Raw genomic sequence first — 14,301 nt, 5'->3', positions numbered from 1 at the left:
GCTTTGCGCAGACGCATCGGCCCAAAACTCTTCCCATCCCCGAACACGCCACACCGCGCTCAGTCCATGACTGTCTGACAGCCTTCTTGCTGAACTTCCAAAAGGAAGATCAAGACGGCATGTCCAATACTCTCTGTGTCCAATGGACCATTGTTCCACGAGCGGCTCCCCAGCCCCTCATCGCCTGCAGCCATTGCCGCTGCGTGCGGCCCTTCCAATCCAGCGGCAAGGCCCGGCTCAACGCCAATGGCCGCAAACTCGATGCCTGGCTCATCTACAAATGCACGGTCTGCGACAACACGTGGAACCGCACGATTTTCGAGCGCAGGCATGTCCGGGATATCGACCTGCAAATCCTTGCGGCGCTTCAGACCAACGATCCGGAATGGCTCGAGCGTCTGGCATTCAATCCAGCGGGGTTGAAGGCAATGGAGGCCACGGAGTTCTCAGATGTTACCGTCAGGAAGAAGCTTCTATCTCACGCGCTGGATGTAACGCATCTATCGATTGAACTCAGACTGCCACTGACAACGACCGTGCGCCTCGACCGGCTTCTGGCTTCGGAACTGGCTTTATCCCGCAGCCGGATACAGACACTCGAAAGCGACGGCCTGCTGTCCACGGCGCCATCAGGTCGCAACATTCTGCGAAAAAGCGTTGGAGACGGTCTGGTCGTTCTCCTGGATATTTCCGACGAACCAGAGCGCGGCAGGATTATCGATGCGGCTAGCAGACAGGTGAACGCCTGAAACAAAACACCCCACGGCGGCGATTCCTGCGCTGTGGGGTGTTTTAATTAGCTGGCAAATCAAAAGATAGTTATGCCTTATGAATCGCGGCCGTAAATCTGGTCGGCGCGTTTTTCAAAGGCCTCGGTGAATTTCCGGAAGGCAATATCGAACATCGATCCCATTAAAAAACCGAGCGTGCGGCTTTTGAATTCGTAGTCGATGTAGAATTTGACCTCGGAATGTTCCGGGTTTGCGGAGGGCACGAACTGCCATTTGTTGTCGAGATAGCGAAACGGCCCGTCGACATATTTGGTCTCGATCACCTTCTCGTCCGGCTTGAGCAGGACCTGGCTGGTAAACGTCTCGCGGATCAGCTTGTAGCCCACGGTCATATCGGCAATGAGCAGCGTCTTGCCGTCCCGCTCCTTGCGTGAGCGCACCTTCAGGCTTTCGCACATCGGCAGGAACTGCGGATAGCTTTCCACATCCGCCACCAGATCGAACATCTGCTCGGCCCGATGCACCACGGGGCGTGTCGTATCGAATTTCGGCATTCAGTCAGCTTCGGTTGGCGTGCAGCGCCTCGCGTGCAGCCTTCAGCTTGGCGAAATCATCACCCGCATGGTGCGACGAGCGTGTCAGCGGGCTCGATGCAACCACCAGGAAGCCCTTGGTCTTGGCGATGGTCGCATAGGACTTGAATTCGTCTGGCGTGACGTAATTGAGAACCGGATGATGCTTGCGCGTCGGCTGCAGGTACTGGCCGATGGTCATGAAGTCGACATTGGCCGAACGCAGGTCGTCCATCAGCTGCAGCACTTCGTTGCGCTCTTCGCCGAGGCCGACCATGATGCCGGATTTGGTGAAGATGGTCGGATCGAGTTCCTTCACCCGCTGCAGCAGGCGGATGGAATGGAAATAACGGGCGCCCGGACGTACCTTGAGATAGTTGGAAGGCACCGTTTCCAGATTGTGGTTGAACACGTCGGGGCGCGCGGCAACGACGATCTCGAGCGCACCGTCCTTGCGCAGGAAATCCGGCGTGAGGATTTCAACCGTTGTGCCGGGAGAAATCGCGCGGATCGCGTTGATGACGTCGGCAAAATGCTGGGCGCCGCCATCGGGAAGATCGTCACGGTCGACCGAGGTGATGACCACGTGGGTCAGGCCCATTTTCTTGACGGCCTTGCCGACATTTTCCGGCTCGTTCGGATCAAGCGCCGTCGGCAATCCCGTTGCGACATTGCAGAATGCGCAGGCACGGGTGCAGATCTCGCCCATGATCATGAAGGTGGCGTGCTTCTTGTCCCAGCACTCGCCGATATTCGGGCAACCGGCCTCTTCGCACACGGTCACGAGGCTGTGCGAGCGCACGATCTCGCGCGTTTCCGCATAGCCCTTGGAGACCGGCGCCTTGACGCGAATCCAGTCCGGCTTCTTCAGAATTTCCGTATCCGGACGATGCGCCTTTTCCGGATGCCGCAGGCGCCGCTTTTGATCGATCGTATCGAGAACCGTTACCATCAGGACTTCCTAGTTTAATTCGAGGATCTGGCTTTGCCAAAAATCCACAGAATGATAATTGCGCCCGCCGTCGCAACAATCAGATTTCCAAAAAAGCCGTAAAAGTTGAAATTCAACAATCCGGCCAGCGTGCCACCCACGAACGATCCGGCAATACCAACAAGAATATTGGTGAACAAGCCATGATTGCGGCTCATCGCCTTTTCCGCGATATATCCGGCGATGAAGCCGATGACCAGCATCCCGAAGAAACCGACACCGGGCATGCTCATGATACCGACTGGCTGATCCATTTTCCCTCGCTCGCCCTATCGTCCTGATGCAATCGCAATGGCACGAAACACCAGAGCCCATATAGCACCGAAAAGAAAACCACCCAACCCGCAGGCAAAAGTCACGACCCACACACCGGTCCAGCCGCCGATGGCCGTGCCATTGATGGATATGGTGTTGCCGGAAACCAGACTCAAGGCAGACGCAGCAAACCCCAGCCCAAAGCCGATCAGGGTCGACCATTTGAGGATTGCCCATGACAGGCGAATCCAGGGTTTGCTGTCCTTGATGGTGACCAACGGACCGGAATTCCTTTCGTTATCAGGCGTTCAGTGCACGTCCATAGGCATCCAGCACGCTTTCCTTCATCGTTTCCGACAGGGTCGGATGCGGGAAGATCGTGTGCATCAGTTCTTCTTCGGTCGTTTCGAGGTTCATCGCAACCACAAAACCCTGAATCAGTTCCGTCACCTCAGCACCGACGAGATGGGCGCCAAGGAGCTGGCCGGTCTTCTTGTCGAAGACGGTCTTGACCATGCCCTGGTCTTCTCCGAGCGCAATCGCCTTGCCATTGGCGACGAACGGGAAACGGCCGACGCGCACGTCATAACCCTCAGCCTTTGCCTTGGCTTCGGTCAAACCAACGGAAGCGACCTGCGGGTTGCAATAGGTACAGCCCGGGATCTTGGCCTTGTCCATCGGATGCACATTCGGCAGTCCGGCGATCTTCTCGACGCAGATGACAGCCTCGTGCTCGGCCTTGTGTGCCAGCATGGGCGGCCCGGCAACGTCACCGATGGCGTAGATGCCGGCAACATTGGTCTTGCCATAGCCGTCAATGACGATGCAGCCACGATCGGTCTTGATGCCAAGTGCCTCAAGGCCGATGTTTTCGATATTGCCCTGCACGCCGACAGCCGAGACCATACGGTCCGCGGTGATTTTTTCGACCTTGCCGTCTTTCTTTTCCACATGGGCGGTGATGGAATTGGCTGACTTCTCGACCTTGGTCACCTTGGCATCGAGAATGATCTTCATGCCCTGCTTTTCAAACTGCTTGCGGGCAAAGTTGGCAATCTCGGTGTCTTCAACCGGCATGACCTGCGGCATGACCTCGACAACGGTCACATCGACGCCCATCGTGCGGTAGAACGATGCGAATTCGATGCCGATGGCGCCAGACCCCATGACGAGCAGCGATTTCGGCATGTCTTCCGGCTTCATCGCCTCGAAATAGGTCCAGATCAGCTTGCCATCAGGCTCGATACCCGGCAGCGCGCGCGGACGGGCGCCGGTGGCGATGATGATATGCTTGGCCGTATAAGTGCCCTCGCCCAGGGTATTCTTGGGCAGCGGCGCCTGCGGCTCGACCGGCTTCTTGGTGGTCTTGGACACGACGATCTCGCCGGGCTTGGTCAGCTTGGCCTCGCCCCAGATGACATCGACCTTGTTCTTCTTCATCAGGAAGCCGACGCCGCCATTCATCCGCTCGGCAATGCCGCGCGAGCGTGCAACGATGGCCTTGAGGTCAGCAGTCACGCTGCCTTCGATCTTCAGGCCGTAATTCTTCGCGTGTTCGGCGTAATGAAAGATTTCTGCCGAGCGCAGCAGCGCCTTTGTCGGTATGCAGCCCCAGTTGGAGCAGATACCGGCGAGATGCTCGCGCTCCACGATGGCCGTCTTCAATCCCAGCTGCGCGGAACGGATAGCGGCGATGTAGCCGCCCGGGCCGGAACCAATGATGATCACGTCGTAAGTATTGGCCAAGTCTCGGTCCTCCTAAGACTGAACTAAATATCGAGTATGCCTCGAACGATTGGTGCAATGGCCTTGCCGATTGCCCGTGTATTGTCTGCATCCAGATGCACGCCATCGACCGGTGATGTCTTCGCCACCGATCCCGCATCGAAAAACGCGCAATCGGCCTGCCGGGCGGCATCTTCATAAAAGGCGGCGAGCAGGCGGGACTGTTCGATGCCCTGCTCGAACACCAGCCGGAATTCCGGACCATCCGTCTCGCCCAGCGGCGGCGGCGACATGATCAGGATGTCAGGCGCTTTCGCATCAAGCTGGTAGGGCGCCGTACGGATGATCTCGATCAGCCGCTGCATGCCGCGCTTGGCGCCCTGCGCACTGCCGCAGATAAAGCTCTTCATGTCGTTGGTGCCGAGCATGACAATCACGAGGTCGAGCGGAAAATGCGTGCCAAGCGCGGTGGTCAGCGTCTTGGCAGCATTGCGTTCAAACCCCGAGAGATGGTCGTCGAAGGCGGTTGTCCGCCCGTTCAGGCCATCCGCGACAACATTCACGCTGCCGCCAAGCTCTGCCTGCAAAATCTGTGGCCAGCGATCGCCCAGCGCATGGCGCCCTGACCCGTCGGGAACATACCCCCAGGTCAGTGAATCGCCATAGCAGAGCACCGTTTTCATTGGCGGCCTCAGACCAGCATGCCCATCGGGTTTTCGATGTGGCGCTTGAAGGCCTGAGCAAGCTCGGCACCCAAGGCTCCATCGACGGCGCGGTGATCGGTCGAGAGCGTCACGGACATGACCGTGGCAACCTTGATCTCACCCTTCTTGACGACGGCCCGCTCTTCACCCGCACCAATTGCCAGAATGGTGGCATGCGGCGGGTTGATGATGGCGGCGAAGTCCTTGACGCCGAACATGCCGAGGTTGGAAACCGCAGTCGTGCCGCCCTGATACTCCTCGGGCTTCAGCTTGCGGTCGCGCGCGCGCTTGGCCAGGTCCTTCATCTCGTTGGAGATGGTGGACAAGGTCTTTTCCTCGGCCTTGCGGATGATCGGCGTGATCAGGCCGCCGGGGATCGACACGGCAACGCCCACGTCGGAATGCTTGTGCTTGACCATGTTGGCTTCGGTCCAGGACACATTGGCGTCCGGAACATCGCGCAGGGCCAGAGCCATCGCCTTGATGATCATGTCATTGACGGACAGCTTGTAGGCGGGAACATCGCCCTTTTCCGTCTTGCGCATCGGCGATGCCGCATTGATCTGGGCACGCAGTGCCAGCAGTGCGTCGAGTTCGCAATCGACCGTCAGATAAAAATGCGGAACGGTCGACTTGGCTTCCAGCAGACGCTTGGCAATCGTCTTGCGCATACCGTCGTGCGGCACGAGCTCGTAGGAGCCTTCCTCGAACAGTTTCAGCACCGTATCGTCCGACATCGGCTTGGGAGCCGCCGCCGGCGTGGCCGCTGCAGCTGCAGCAGGTGCCTTGGCACCGCCACCGGAGATTGCTGCCTCGACGTCTTTCTTGATGACGCGGCCATGCGGGCCGGAGCCCGTTACAGCGGAAAGATCGATACCGGCATCCTTGGCGATGCGGCGGGCCAGCGGTGACGAGAATGTCCGGTCGCCGGACTTTGCCGGAGCGGCAACAGTTGCAGCGGGTGCCGCTGGCGCTGGAGCCGCTTCCTTGGGTGCTTCGGCCTTGGCGGGCGCAGGTGCGGCTTCTGCTTTCGCGGGAGCTGCGTCGCCGCCCTTGGCAGCAGCGCCGACATCTTCGCCGTCCGCCGCCAGAATGGCGATCAGCGCGTTGACCTTGACGCCTTCCGTACCGGCGGGAACCACGATCTTGGCGACCGTGCCCTCGTCGACCGCTTCGACTTCCATCGTTGCCTTGTCGGTTTCGATCTCGGCAATCACATCGCCGGGACCAACCTTATCGCCTTCCTTGACAAGCCATTTGGCAAGATTGCCCTCTTCCATCGTGGGAGAAAGAGCCGGCATGGTGATATTGATCGGCATATCGATTTCCTCCCCTTTACGCTGTGTATGTCACAGCTTTGACGGCCTCGACGATTTCTTGAACGTTCGGCAATGCCAGCTTTTCCAGATTGGCCGCGTAAGGCATCGGAACGTCCTTGCCGGCAATCGTCAGGATCGGCGCATCGAGATAATCGAAAGCCTGCTGCATGACGCGGGTGGCAATTTCCGTACCGACCGAGGACTGCGGATAGCCTTCCTCGATGGTGACGCAGCGGCCGGTCTTCTTGACCGATTCGACAACCGTCGGAATGTCCATCGGGCGGATGGTGCGCAGATCGATGATCTCAGCATCGATGCCGAGCTTGGACAGCTCTTCCGCAGCCTTGACCGTGTAGTTCATGCCGATGCCGAAGGAGACGAGCGTAACGTCCGTGCCCTTCTTGTGGATACGGGCCTTGCCGATCGGCAGGACGAAATCATCGAGCTTCGGCACATCGAAGGAGTGACCGTAGAGGATTTCGTTTTCGAGGAAGATGACCGGGTTCGGATCGCGGATCGCAGCCTTGAGCAGACCCTTCGCATCGGCAGCCGTGTAGGGCATGACGACCTTGAGGCCCGGAATATGACTGTACCAAGCGGCATAGCACTGGGAGTGCTGGGCAGCAACGCGGGCAGCCGCACCGGAAGGACCACGGAACACCATCGGTGCGCCCATCTGGCCGCCGGACATATAGAGTGTCTTGGCCGCCGAATTGATGATCTGGTCAATCGCCTGCATGGCGAAGTTGAAGGTCATGAACTCAACGATCGGACGCAGGCCGGTCATGGCCGCGCCAACACCCACGCCGGCAAAGCCGTGTTCGGTGATCGGCGTATCGACAACACGGCGCGGGCCGAATTCGTCGAGCAGCCCCTGGGTGATCTTGTAGGCGCCCTGATATTCGGCGACTTCTTCACCCATGACGAAAACGTTGGGGTCACGGCGCATCTCTTCCGCCATGGCGTCGCGCAGTGCTTCGCGCACGGTGGTCGAAACCATTTCGGTTCCTGCCGGAATATCCGGATCGGCGGCAACTTCGGTCTTCGGCGCTGCCGGAACGGTCGCGGCCGGCTTTGCAGCCTCCGCTTCCTGCTGCGGGGCCTCTTGCGCCTTGACGGGCGCTTCAGCGGCTGCAGCCTTTGGCGCGCTATCGGCGCTTTCACCATCGCCCAGGAGAACGGCGATGACGGTGTTGACCTTCACGTTATCGGTGCCTTCGGCAATGAGAATCTTGCCGATGGTGCCTTCATCGACCGCTTCCACTTCCATCGTCGCCTTGTCGGTCTCGATTTCCGCGAGAACGTCGCCGGAGGTGACCTTGTCACCTTCCTTTTTCAGCCATTTCGACAGTTTGCCCTCTTCCATGGTCGGCGAGAGCGCTGGCATCAGAATATCTACAGGCATGGTTGCGCCTCCCTTAGAGCAGAATGTCGGTATAGAGCTCGGATGCATCCGGCTCCGGATCGGACTGGGCGAAATCCGCTGCGTCGGCAACGATGTCGCGAACGTCCTTGTCGATCTTCTTCAGGTCGTCCTCGGTGGACCAGCCCTTGTCGATCAACCGGCTCTTCACCTGCTCGATGGGATCATGCTCGGAGCGCATTTTCTGCACTTCGTCCTTGGAACGGTACTTGGCCGGATCCGACATGGAGTGACCGCGATACCGGTATGTCTGCATTTCCAGGATCATCGGGCCCTTGCCGGAGCGCGCCCATGCGGTGGCTTCTTCGCCAGCAGCCTGAACGGCGCGGACATCCATGCCGTCGACCTGAATACCGGGGATGTTGAAGGAAATGCCGCGACGGGAGAAATCGGTTTCGGCCGAAGCGCGGGAAACCGCCGTACCCATGGCGTAACGGTTGTTTTCGATGATGTAGATGACCGGCAGCTTCCAGAGCGCCGCCATGTTGAAGCTTTCGTAGACCTGGCCCTGGTTGGCCGCGCCATCACCGAAATAAGCCAGGGAGACATTGCCGTTGTCGCGGTAGCGATTGGCAAAGGCGAGGCCCGTACCGAGGGAGACCTGCGCACCGACGATGCCGTGACCGCCGTAAAAGTGCTTCTCTTTCGAGAACATGTGCATGGAGCCGCCCTTGCCCTTGGAAAGGCCGCCGCGGCGTCCGGTCAGTTCGGCCATGACGCCCCGGGCGCTCATGCCGCAGGCCAGCATGTGGCCGTGGTCGCGATAACCGGTGATGACCTGATCGCCTTCAACCAGTGTCGCCTGCATGCCGGTCACAACAGCTTCCTGACCGATATAGAGATGGCAGAAACCGCCAATGAAACCCATACCGTAGAGCTGGCCGGCCTTTTCTTCGAAACGCCGGATCAGCAGCATTTCGCCGTAGGCGTGGAGCTCCTGCTCCTTTGTGTACTCGATTGGTTTTGGTGCTTTGACAGCAGAGGTCTGCGCAGAACGCGCAGGGCTTTTTTTCGCCCTCGTAGCCATATCTCACTCCCTGTTATTTTGTCGGACGACAATAGCAGCAGGAGCAGAACTTACAATATGCAGAATTGAATAAGAGCTATGCAAATAAGACGTTCAAAATGCACGATAAAAAGTGAATTAACCGGAATTCAGTTAATAGTTAAATCACCCGAGCCACGCATAATTGTGACTTCGTCCGGCCGCGATACATTCAACGCCTTGCGGGCCTGTTCATCTAACATGTCCCGCTCGATTGTTCCATCATGCATAAGTTGTACTTCCCGTTCAAGCTCCGTGCGCGACGCCTTAACCGCGTCGTACTGGGCGCGCAGCAGCCGGGTCTGATCCTGCAGCTTGATGGTGGAATAGAGACCGTATTCGCCGTGATAGGCATGGAAACCGAAATAGGCGAAAAACATCGAGGCGAGGATCGGCACGACAAGCCGTCCGCGATTGGTTTTCCGTCTCTGTTTTGTCCACATGGCAAATGACCCGAAGGGATGCGGAATCAGGTCACGATGGCCCGATTAGTCACACGGTCATAAAACAATGTTTTGCTTAACAGCCGATTAAATTTGCCGTTCCGGCTGCCCCGGAGCCGCCCCACCAAAACAAAATGGCGGGCACAGGGCCCGCCATCTCAATCGCTCGAATGTAACGCGTATCAGAGGCTGCGGAAAATGCCACGGCCGGCATAGCGGGCCTGCGGTCCGAGTTCCTGCTCGATACGGATCAGCTGGTTGTACTTGGCGATCCGGTCAGAGCGGGAAAGTGAGCCGGTCTTGATCTGTCCGCAATTGGTGGCGACGGCGAGATCGGCAATCGTCGAGTCCTCGGTTTCACCGGAGCGGTGCGACATGACGGCGGTATAGCCAGCGCGATGCGCCGTATCGACCGCGTCAAAAGTTTCCGACAACGTGCCGATCTGGTTGACCTTGACGAGAATGGAATTGGCCACACCCATCTTGATGCCATCGCGCAGACGCGCCGAGTTGGTGACGAACAGATCGTCGCCGACGAGCTGGCACTTGTCACCGATCAGATCGGTCAGGTATTTCCAGCCTTCCCAGTCATCTTCGGACATGCCGTCTTCGATGCTGATGATCGGGTAGTCAGCCGCCAGCTTGGCCAGATACTTTGCCTGGGTCTTCGGATCGCGGCTCTTCTTCTCGCCTTCATAGACGTAATTGCCGTCCTTGAAGAATTCGGTTGCAGCGCAATCCAGACCGATGGCGATTTCTTCGCCCGGCTTGAAACCGGCTTTCTCAATGGACTCCATGATGAAGTCCAGTGCAGCCGGTGCCGTCTTCAGGTTCGGCGCAAAACCGCCCTCGTCGCCCACATTGGTGTTGTGGCCGGCATCCTTCAGGCGCTTCTTCAGCGTGTGAAACACTTCCGCACCGTAACGCACGGCTTCGGCCAGTGACGATGCGCCAACCGGCAGAATCATGAATTCCTGAAAATCGATGGGATTGTCGGCATGCGCGCCGCCATTGATGATGTTCATCATCGGCACCGGCAGGACATGGGCGTTCGGTCCGCCGAGATAGCGGTAGAGCGGCAGGCCGGAGGATTCAGCGGCGGCCTTGGCAACGGCGAGCGATACGCCAAGAATGGCGTTGGCGCCAAGACGGCTCTTGTTCGGTGTGCCATCGAGATCGATCATGGTCTTGTCGATGTGGATCTGGTTCTCCGCGTCGAGACCGCCGATTGCATCGAACAGCTCGCCATTGACGGCATCGACAGCCTTCAGAACGCCCTTGCCGAGATAGCGTGTGCCGCCATCGCGCAATTCAACAGCTTCATGTGCACCCGTCGATGCGCCGGATGGGACCGCCGCGCGGCCGAGTGAGCCGTCTTCGAGAATGACATCGACCTCAACAGTCGGGTTCCCGCGACTATCCAGAATTTCACGGCCAATAATATCGACAATAGCAGTCATAAGGCTTTTCCTTCAATTTGCATTGGGCAGCATTCGCCACTGGAATAGCGAATGAAGATGACAAGGAAAATCCCCATGAGGACGATTTGTTGCTCAAAACAGAAAAAAGGCCGTCAGAGACGGCCTTTTCCTGAAAATCAGATCACGCCGACTTGGCGATCCGGTCGAACTCCAGCAGCTTTTCCAGAAGACGCGGCATCTGGTCGAGCGGTACCATGTTCGGGCCATCCGATGGCGCATTGTCTGGGTCCTGGTGCGTTTCGATGAACACGCCGGCCACGCCGACGGCAACGGCGGCACGCGCCAGCGTCTCGACAAATTCGCGCTGCCCACCGGTGGAACCGCCCTGCCCGCCCGGCTGCTGCACCGAATGAGTCGCATCGAAAATCACCGGCGCGCCGAAGCCCGCCATGATCGGCAGCGAACGCATGTCCGATACCAGCGTGTTGTAGCCGAAGGAAGCACCGCGCTCGGTCACCATCACATTAGGGTTGCCGCTTTCCGTGACCTTGGCAATGACGTTTTTCATATCCCAAGGCGCAAGGAACTGGCCCTTCTTGATGTTGACCACCTTGCCGGTCTTGGCAGCGGCGATCAGCAGATCGGTCTGGCGGCAGAGAAACGCCGGGATCTGCAGCACATCGACCACTTCGCCCAGAACCGCGCACTGCTCTTCCGTGTGAACGTCGGTCAGCGTCGGCAGTCCGAACTCTTTGCGGATATCGGCGAAAACCGGCAGCGAACTTTCAAGGCCGAAGCCGCGCTTGCCGGTCAGCGACGTCCGGTTGGCCTTGTCGAAGCTCGACTTGTAGACCAGTCCGATGCCGAGCTTGCCGGTCAGCTCCTTCAGCGCGCCCGCCATGTCGAAGGCATGCTGGCGGCTTTCCATCTGGCAAGGCCCGGCAATCAGCGAAAACTGCGCGGTATTGGAAAAGGCAACCGGGCCGGCGGAGACAGTGGAATTCAGGGACATCAGGCAGCCTCAAATACAATGGCAGCGCCCTGTCCCGGTGCCCTATGCACAATCAGGCGGGAGCCGCGCTTTTCGGTGGAGATATTGTTGTTGGCGAGCAGCGTTTCAACCGCAGCCAGATCGCGAACACCGACAACAAAGGCCTGCAGGCGCAAACCCCGCTCGTTTTCCGGCGCACCCAGACCGAGAAAGGATCGAAGACCGGCAGGTGTCAGCACGGTGATATTGGCATTGGCAGCGCGGATATCCATGCCGAAGGAATGGGCGTTGACGTCGCGCTGGTTGACCAGTTCCTGCAAGGGATACTGGAAATCCGTCGGATTGACTTCCGACAGCACGATCTCACGCAACCCGATCGCGCCATTCCTGTGAGTCTGCAGGGCCGTGCGGTCCACTTTCGGCGGATTGACACGCTGGCAGGTAAAGAAGAAGGCATCGGGAGCCCGCAGGTCCGCGGCAAAGGCCAACCGGAAACTGGCCACACCTTCTGCTCCATCAGGTGTTTTGAAGGCTCTTGAAAAATCGAGTATTTCGCCAGCCGAAATGCCAGATCTCACAAACTCCTTGTGATCTGCCCCAGCATCCTGCGTTCCCATGACCAGGGCGGAAAAACCGTCCTGCCCGTTGCGGAAACGATAGGCCTGATCGCGCGCAACAAAAACATTGCCATTTCTGGCTTCGGTTTCACAGGTTTCGCGCTGTGCGATGGCAAGGGGTTCAAGATAGGTGTTATCCGAGAAGAAGACGCAGGCATTCTCCGTGCCAAACGGATGCTGCGCTGATGGCGCAACGGTAAAGCCGAGCGCTTCCAGACGCTGGCGCGCCGTATCGAGTTCCACAACAGGCAGAACCAGATGATCAACAGGTCGGGGCGTGCGCGGAGTTGCAATGGTCATGGGAAAAGGGTGTGCCTTAAAGAGCAATGCAATTCAAGCCACACCCCATATTGTTTCAAACGAGCCGGCTTTGGTCCATGGCCGCCTGAATGAACGAGGCGAACAGCGGATGCGGTTCGAATGGCCGTGACTTCAGTTCCGGATGGTACTGGACGCCGATGAACCATGGATGATCGGCATATTCGATGGTCTCCGGCAGAACACCATCCGGCGACATGCCCGAGAACACCAGACCGCAATCTTCCAGACGGTCCTTGTAATCGATGTTCACTTCATACCGGTGGCGATGCCGCTCGAATATATCGGTCGAACCATAGATGTCGGCAATCCGCGTGCCGGATTTGAGCATGGCTTCATAGGCACCCAGACGCATGGTGCCGCCGAGATCGCCAGCCTGCGTGCGCTTCTCCAGCATGTTGCCCTTGAGCCACTCGGTCATGAGGCCGACGACCGGTTCATTCGTCGGACCGAATTCGCTGGACGATGCCTTCTCGACGCCTGCCAGCGAACGAGCGGCCTCGATGACCGCCATCTGCATGCCGAAGCAGATACCGAAATACGGGACCTTCTTCTCGCGGGCAAATTTTGCCGCCAGAATCTTGCCTTCCGAGCCACGCTCGCCGAAGCCGCCCGGCACCAGAATGCCGTGTACCTTCTGCAGATAGGGCGTCGGATCTTCCTGTTCGAAAATTTCCGATTCGATCCAGTCGAGATTGACCTTCACCTTGTTGGCCATGCCGCCATGGTGCAGGGCTTCGATCAGCGATTTATAGGCATCCTTGAGGCCGGTGTACTTGCCGACAACGGCAATCGTGACTTCGCCTTCCGGATTGTGGATACGCTTGCTGACCTCGTCCCAACGCTCCATGCGGGGCTTTGGTGCAGGATCGATTCCGAATGCCGCCAGAACTTCCGAATCGAGGCCTTCCCTGTGATAGGCCATCGGAACGTCATAGATCGTATCGACGTCGAGCGCCTGAATGACCGCGGACGAGCGGACATTGCAGAACAGCGACAGCTTGCGGCGTTCCGATTCCGGAATCTCGCGATCCGCACGAATCAGCAGAATATCCGGTGCGATACCGATCGAGCGCAGTTCCTTGACGGAGTGCTGGGTCGGTTTGGTCTTCAGTTCGCCCGCTGCGGGGATATAGGGCATCAGGGTCAGGTGGATATAGACAGCGCTGCCGCGCGGCAGGTCGTTGCCGAGCTGGCGGATCGCCTCGAGGAACGGCATCGCTTCGATATCGCCGACTGTACCGCCGATTTCGCACAGCACGAAATCGTAATCCTCATTACCGTCGACGATGAAATTCTTGATCTCATCGGTGACGTGCGGAATCACCTGAACGGTCGCGCCGAGGTAGTCACCCCTGCGTTCCTTCTCGATGATGTTGCGGTAGATGCGTCCGGTGGTGATATTGTCCTGCTTGTTGGCAGGACGCCCCGTAAAGCGCTCGTAATGACCAAGATCGAGGTCAGTTTCAGCGCCATCGTCGGTCACAAAGACCTCGCCGTGCTGATACGGCGACATCGTGCCGGGGTCGACGTTGAGATAAGGATCAAGCTTGCGAATCCGTACACGGTATCCACGAGCCTGAAGGAGGGCTGCCAAAGCAGCTGCGGCGATGCCTTTTCCGAGGGAAGAAACCACGCCGCCAGTGATGAAAACATATCGGGCCATGGGCTTATCTCGTTAGTCCTTTGTGAGTGATTTGGCCACAAAAAAATCGGCATGAAAGCCGTTTTTCCCGTGCCAATATC

15 protein-coding genes are annotated in these 14,301 nt (G+C 58.3%); 1 reads left to right on the top strand and 14 read right to left on the bottom strand.

Annotated features, from left to right (window positions below):
* Positions 1-119: 119 nt before the first annotated feature.
* Complete coding sequence (locus ACIQWS_RS07690; RefSeq protein ID WP_403174038.1) at positions 120-749, top strand: DUF1062 domain-containing protein; 630 nt, start codon at positions 120-122, stop codon at positions 747-749.
* A 77-nt stretch (positions 750-826) separates the two neighbouring features.
* Here ACIQWS_RS07690 and ACIQWS_RS07685 read toward each other — a convergent pair whose 3' ends face one another.
* The 14 genes from ACIQWS_RS07685 to ACIQWS_RS07620 all read right to left on the bottom strand — a co-directional run bounded on the left by ACIQWS_RS07685 (position 827) and on the right by ACIQWS_RS07620 (position 14,221).
* Positions 827-1,285 carry a type II toxin-antitoxin system RatA family toxin gene (locus ACIQWS_RS07685; RefSeq protein ID WP_105732851.1) on the bottom strand — a complete coding sequence of 153 codons (459 nt, stop codon included), beginning with the start codon at positions 1,283-1,285 and terminating at the stop codon, positions 827-829.
* A 4-nt stretch (positions 1,286-1,289) separates the two neighbouring features.
* Positions 1,290-2,255, bottom strand: coding sequence for a lipoyl synthase (gene lipA, locus ACIQWS_RS07680; RefSeq protein ID WP_130269307.1), 966 nt, complete (start codon positions 2,253-2,255; stop codon positions 1,290-1,292).
* Positions 2,256-2,269: 14 nt separating this feature from the next.
* On the bottom strand, positions 2,270-2,548 hold the full coding sequence (locus ACIQWS_RS07675) for a GlsB/YeaQ/YmgE family stress response membrane protein (RefSeq protein WP_223614997.1): 279 nt from the start codon (positions 2,546-2,548) through the stop codon (positions 2,270-2,272).
* Positions 2,549-2,563: 15 nt separating this feature from the next.
* The gene (locus ACIQWS_RS07670; protein WP_403174018.1) at positions 2,564-2,827 is read right to left on the bottom strand and encodes a hypothetical protein; all 264 of its coding nucleotides are present in this window, start codon (positions 2,825-2,827) and stop codon (positions 2,564-2,566) included.
* A gap of 22 nt (positions 2,828-2,849) precedes the next feature.
* Positions 2,850-4,295 (bottom strand): dihydrolipoyl dehydrogenase, encoded by a 1,446-nt coding sequence (gene lpdA / locus ACIQWS_RS07665; protein ID WP_346305421.1) that lies wholly within the window; start codon positions 4,293-4,295, stop codon positions 2,850-2,852.
* Positions 4,296-4,318: 23 nt separating this feature from the next.
* Positions 4,319-4,957 (bottom strand): SGNH/GDSL hydrolase family protein, encoded by a 639-nt coding sequence (locus tag ACIQWS_RS07660; protein WP_346305420.1) that lies wholly within the window; start codon positions 4,955-4,957, stop codon positions 4,319-4,321.
* Between the two features lie 8 nt (positions 4,958-4,965).
* The gene (locus ACIQWS_RS07655; RefSeq protein ID WP_403174007.1) at positions 4,966-6,297 is read right to left on the bottom strand and encodes a pyruvate dehydrogenase complex dihydrolipoamide acetyltransferase; all 1,332 of its coding nucleotides are present in this window, start codon (positions 6,295-6,297) and stop codon (positions 4,966-4,968) included.
* Positions 6,298-6,313: 16 nt separating this feature from the next.
* A complete protein-coding gene (locus ACIQWS_RS07650) occupies positions 6,314-7,702 on the bottom strand; it encodes a pyruvate dehydrogenase complex E1 component subunit beta (RefSeq protein ID WP_403174005.1) in 1,389 nt (462 codons plus the stop codon).
* A 13-nt stretch (positions 7,703-7,715) separates the two neighbouring features.
* A complete protein-coding gene (pdhA, locus tag ACIQWS_RS07645; RefSeq protein ID WP_346305418.1) occupies positions 7,716-8,747 on the bottom strand; it encodes a pyruvate dehydrogenase (acetyl-transferring) E1 component subunit alpha in 1,032 nt (343 codons plus the stop codon).
* Positions 8,748-8,875: 128 nt separating this feature from the next.
* On the bottom strand, positions 8,876-9,208 hold the full coding sequence (locus ACIQWS_RS07640) for a septum formation initiator family protein (RefSeq protein WP_223615003.1): 333 nt from the start codon (positions 9,206-9,208) through the stop codon (positions 8,876-8,878).
* Positions 9,209-9,390: 182 nt separating this feature from the next.
* A complete protein-coding gene (gene eno, locus ACIQWS_RS07635; RefSeq protein WP_223615004.1) occupies positions 9,391-10,668 on the bottom strand; it encodes a phosphopyruvate hydratase in 1,278 nt (425 codons plus the stop codon).
* A 142-nt stretch (positions 10,669-10,810) separates the two neighbouring features.
* Complete coding sequence (gene kdsA / locus ACIQWS_RS07630) at positions 10,811-11,644, bottom strand: 3-deoxy-8-phosphooctulonate synthase (protein WP_403177584.1); 834 nt, start codon at positions 11,642-11,644, stop codon at positions 10,811-10,813.
* Positions 11,641-12,537 (bottom strand): VOC family protein, encoded by an 897-nt coding sequence (locus ACIQWS_RS07625; RefSeq protein ID WP_403173996.1) that lies wholly within the window; start codon positions 12,535-12,537, stop codon positions 11,641-11,643. The genes kdsA and ACIQWS_RS07625 overlap by 4 nt, the downstream gene beginning before the upstream one ends.
* A 55-nt stretch (positions 12,538-12,592) precedes the next feature.
* Entirely contained in the window at positions 12,593-14,221 is a 1,629-nt protein-coding gene (locus ACIQWS_RS07620) for a CTP synthase (protein WP_403173990.1), read from the bottom strand.
* Between the last annotated feature and the right edge of the window lie 80 nt (positions 14,222-14,301).

Source organism: Phyllobacterium sp. NPDC097923 (genome assembly GCF_044760925.1).
GTDB classification, from domain to species: domain Bacteria; phylum Pseudomonadota; class Alphaproteobacteria; order Rhizobiales; family Rhizobiaceae; genus Phyllobacterium; species Phyllobacterium calauticae.
The sequence above is the reverse complement of the archived record's forward strand: the minus strand, read 5'-3'. Positions and strand labels throughout refer to the sequence as shown.

Coding starts and splice junctions, on each gene's coding strand:
- ACIQWS_RS07620 (WP_403173990.1), bottom strand. CDS start 14,221: ATGGCCCGATATGTTTTCATCACTGGCGGCGTGGTTTCTTCCCTCGGA.
- eno (WP_223615004.1), bottom strand. CDS start 10,668: ATGACTGCTATTGTCGATATTATTGGCCGTGAAATTCTGGATAGTCGC.
- ACIQWS_RS07625 (WP_403173996.1), bottom strand. CDS start 12,537: ATGACCATTGCAACTCCGCGCACGCCCCGACCTGTTGATCATCTGGTT.
- ACIQWS_RS07640 (WP_223615003.1), bottom strand. CDS start 9,208: ATGTGGACAAAACAGAGACGGAAAACCAATCGCGGACGGCTTGTCGTG.
- ACIQWS_RS07660 (WP_346305420.1), bottom strand. CDS start 4,957: ATGAAAACGGTGCTCTGCTATGGCGATTCACTGACCTGGGGGTATGTT.
- ACIQWS_RS07650 (WP_403174005.1), bottom strand. CDS start 7,702: ATGCCTGTAGATATTCTGATGCCAGCGCTCTCGCCGACCATGGAAGAG.
- pdhA (WP_346305418.1), bottom strand. CDS start 8,747: ATGGCTACGAGGGCGAAAAAAAGCCCTGCGCGTTCTGCGCAGACCTCT.
- ACIQWS_RS07675 (WP_223614997.1), bottom strand. CDS start 2,548: ATGGATCAGCCAGTCGGTATCATGAGCATGCCCGGTGTCGGTTTCTTC.
- ACIQWS_RS07655 (WP_403174007.1), bottom strand. CDS start 6,297: ATGCCGATCAATATCACCATGCCGGCTCTTTCTCCCACGATGGAAGAG.
- ACIQWS_RS07690 (WP_403174038.1), top strand. CDS start 120: ATGTCCAATACTCTCTGTGTCCAATGGACCATTGTTCCACGAGCGGCT.
- ACIQWS_RS07685 (WP_105732851.1), bottom strand. CDS start 1,285: ATGCCGAAATTCGATACGACACGCCCCGTGGTGCATCGGGCCGAGCAG.
- lipA (WP_130269307.1), bottom strand. CDS start 2,255: ATGGTAACGGTTCTCGATACGATCGATCAAAAGCGGCGCCTGCGGCAT.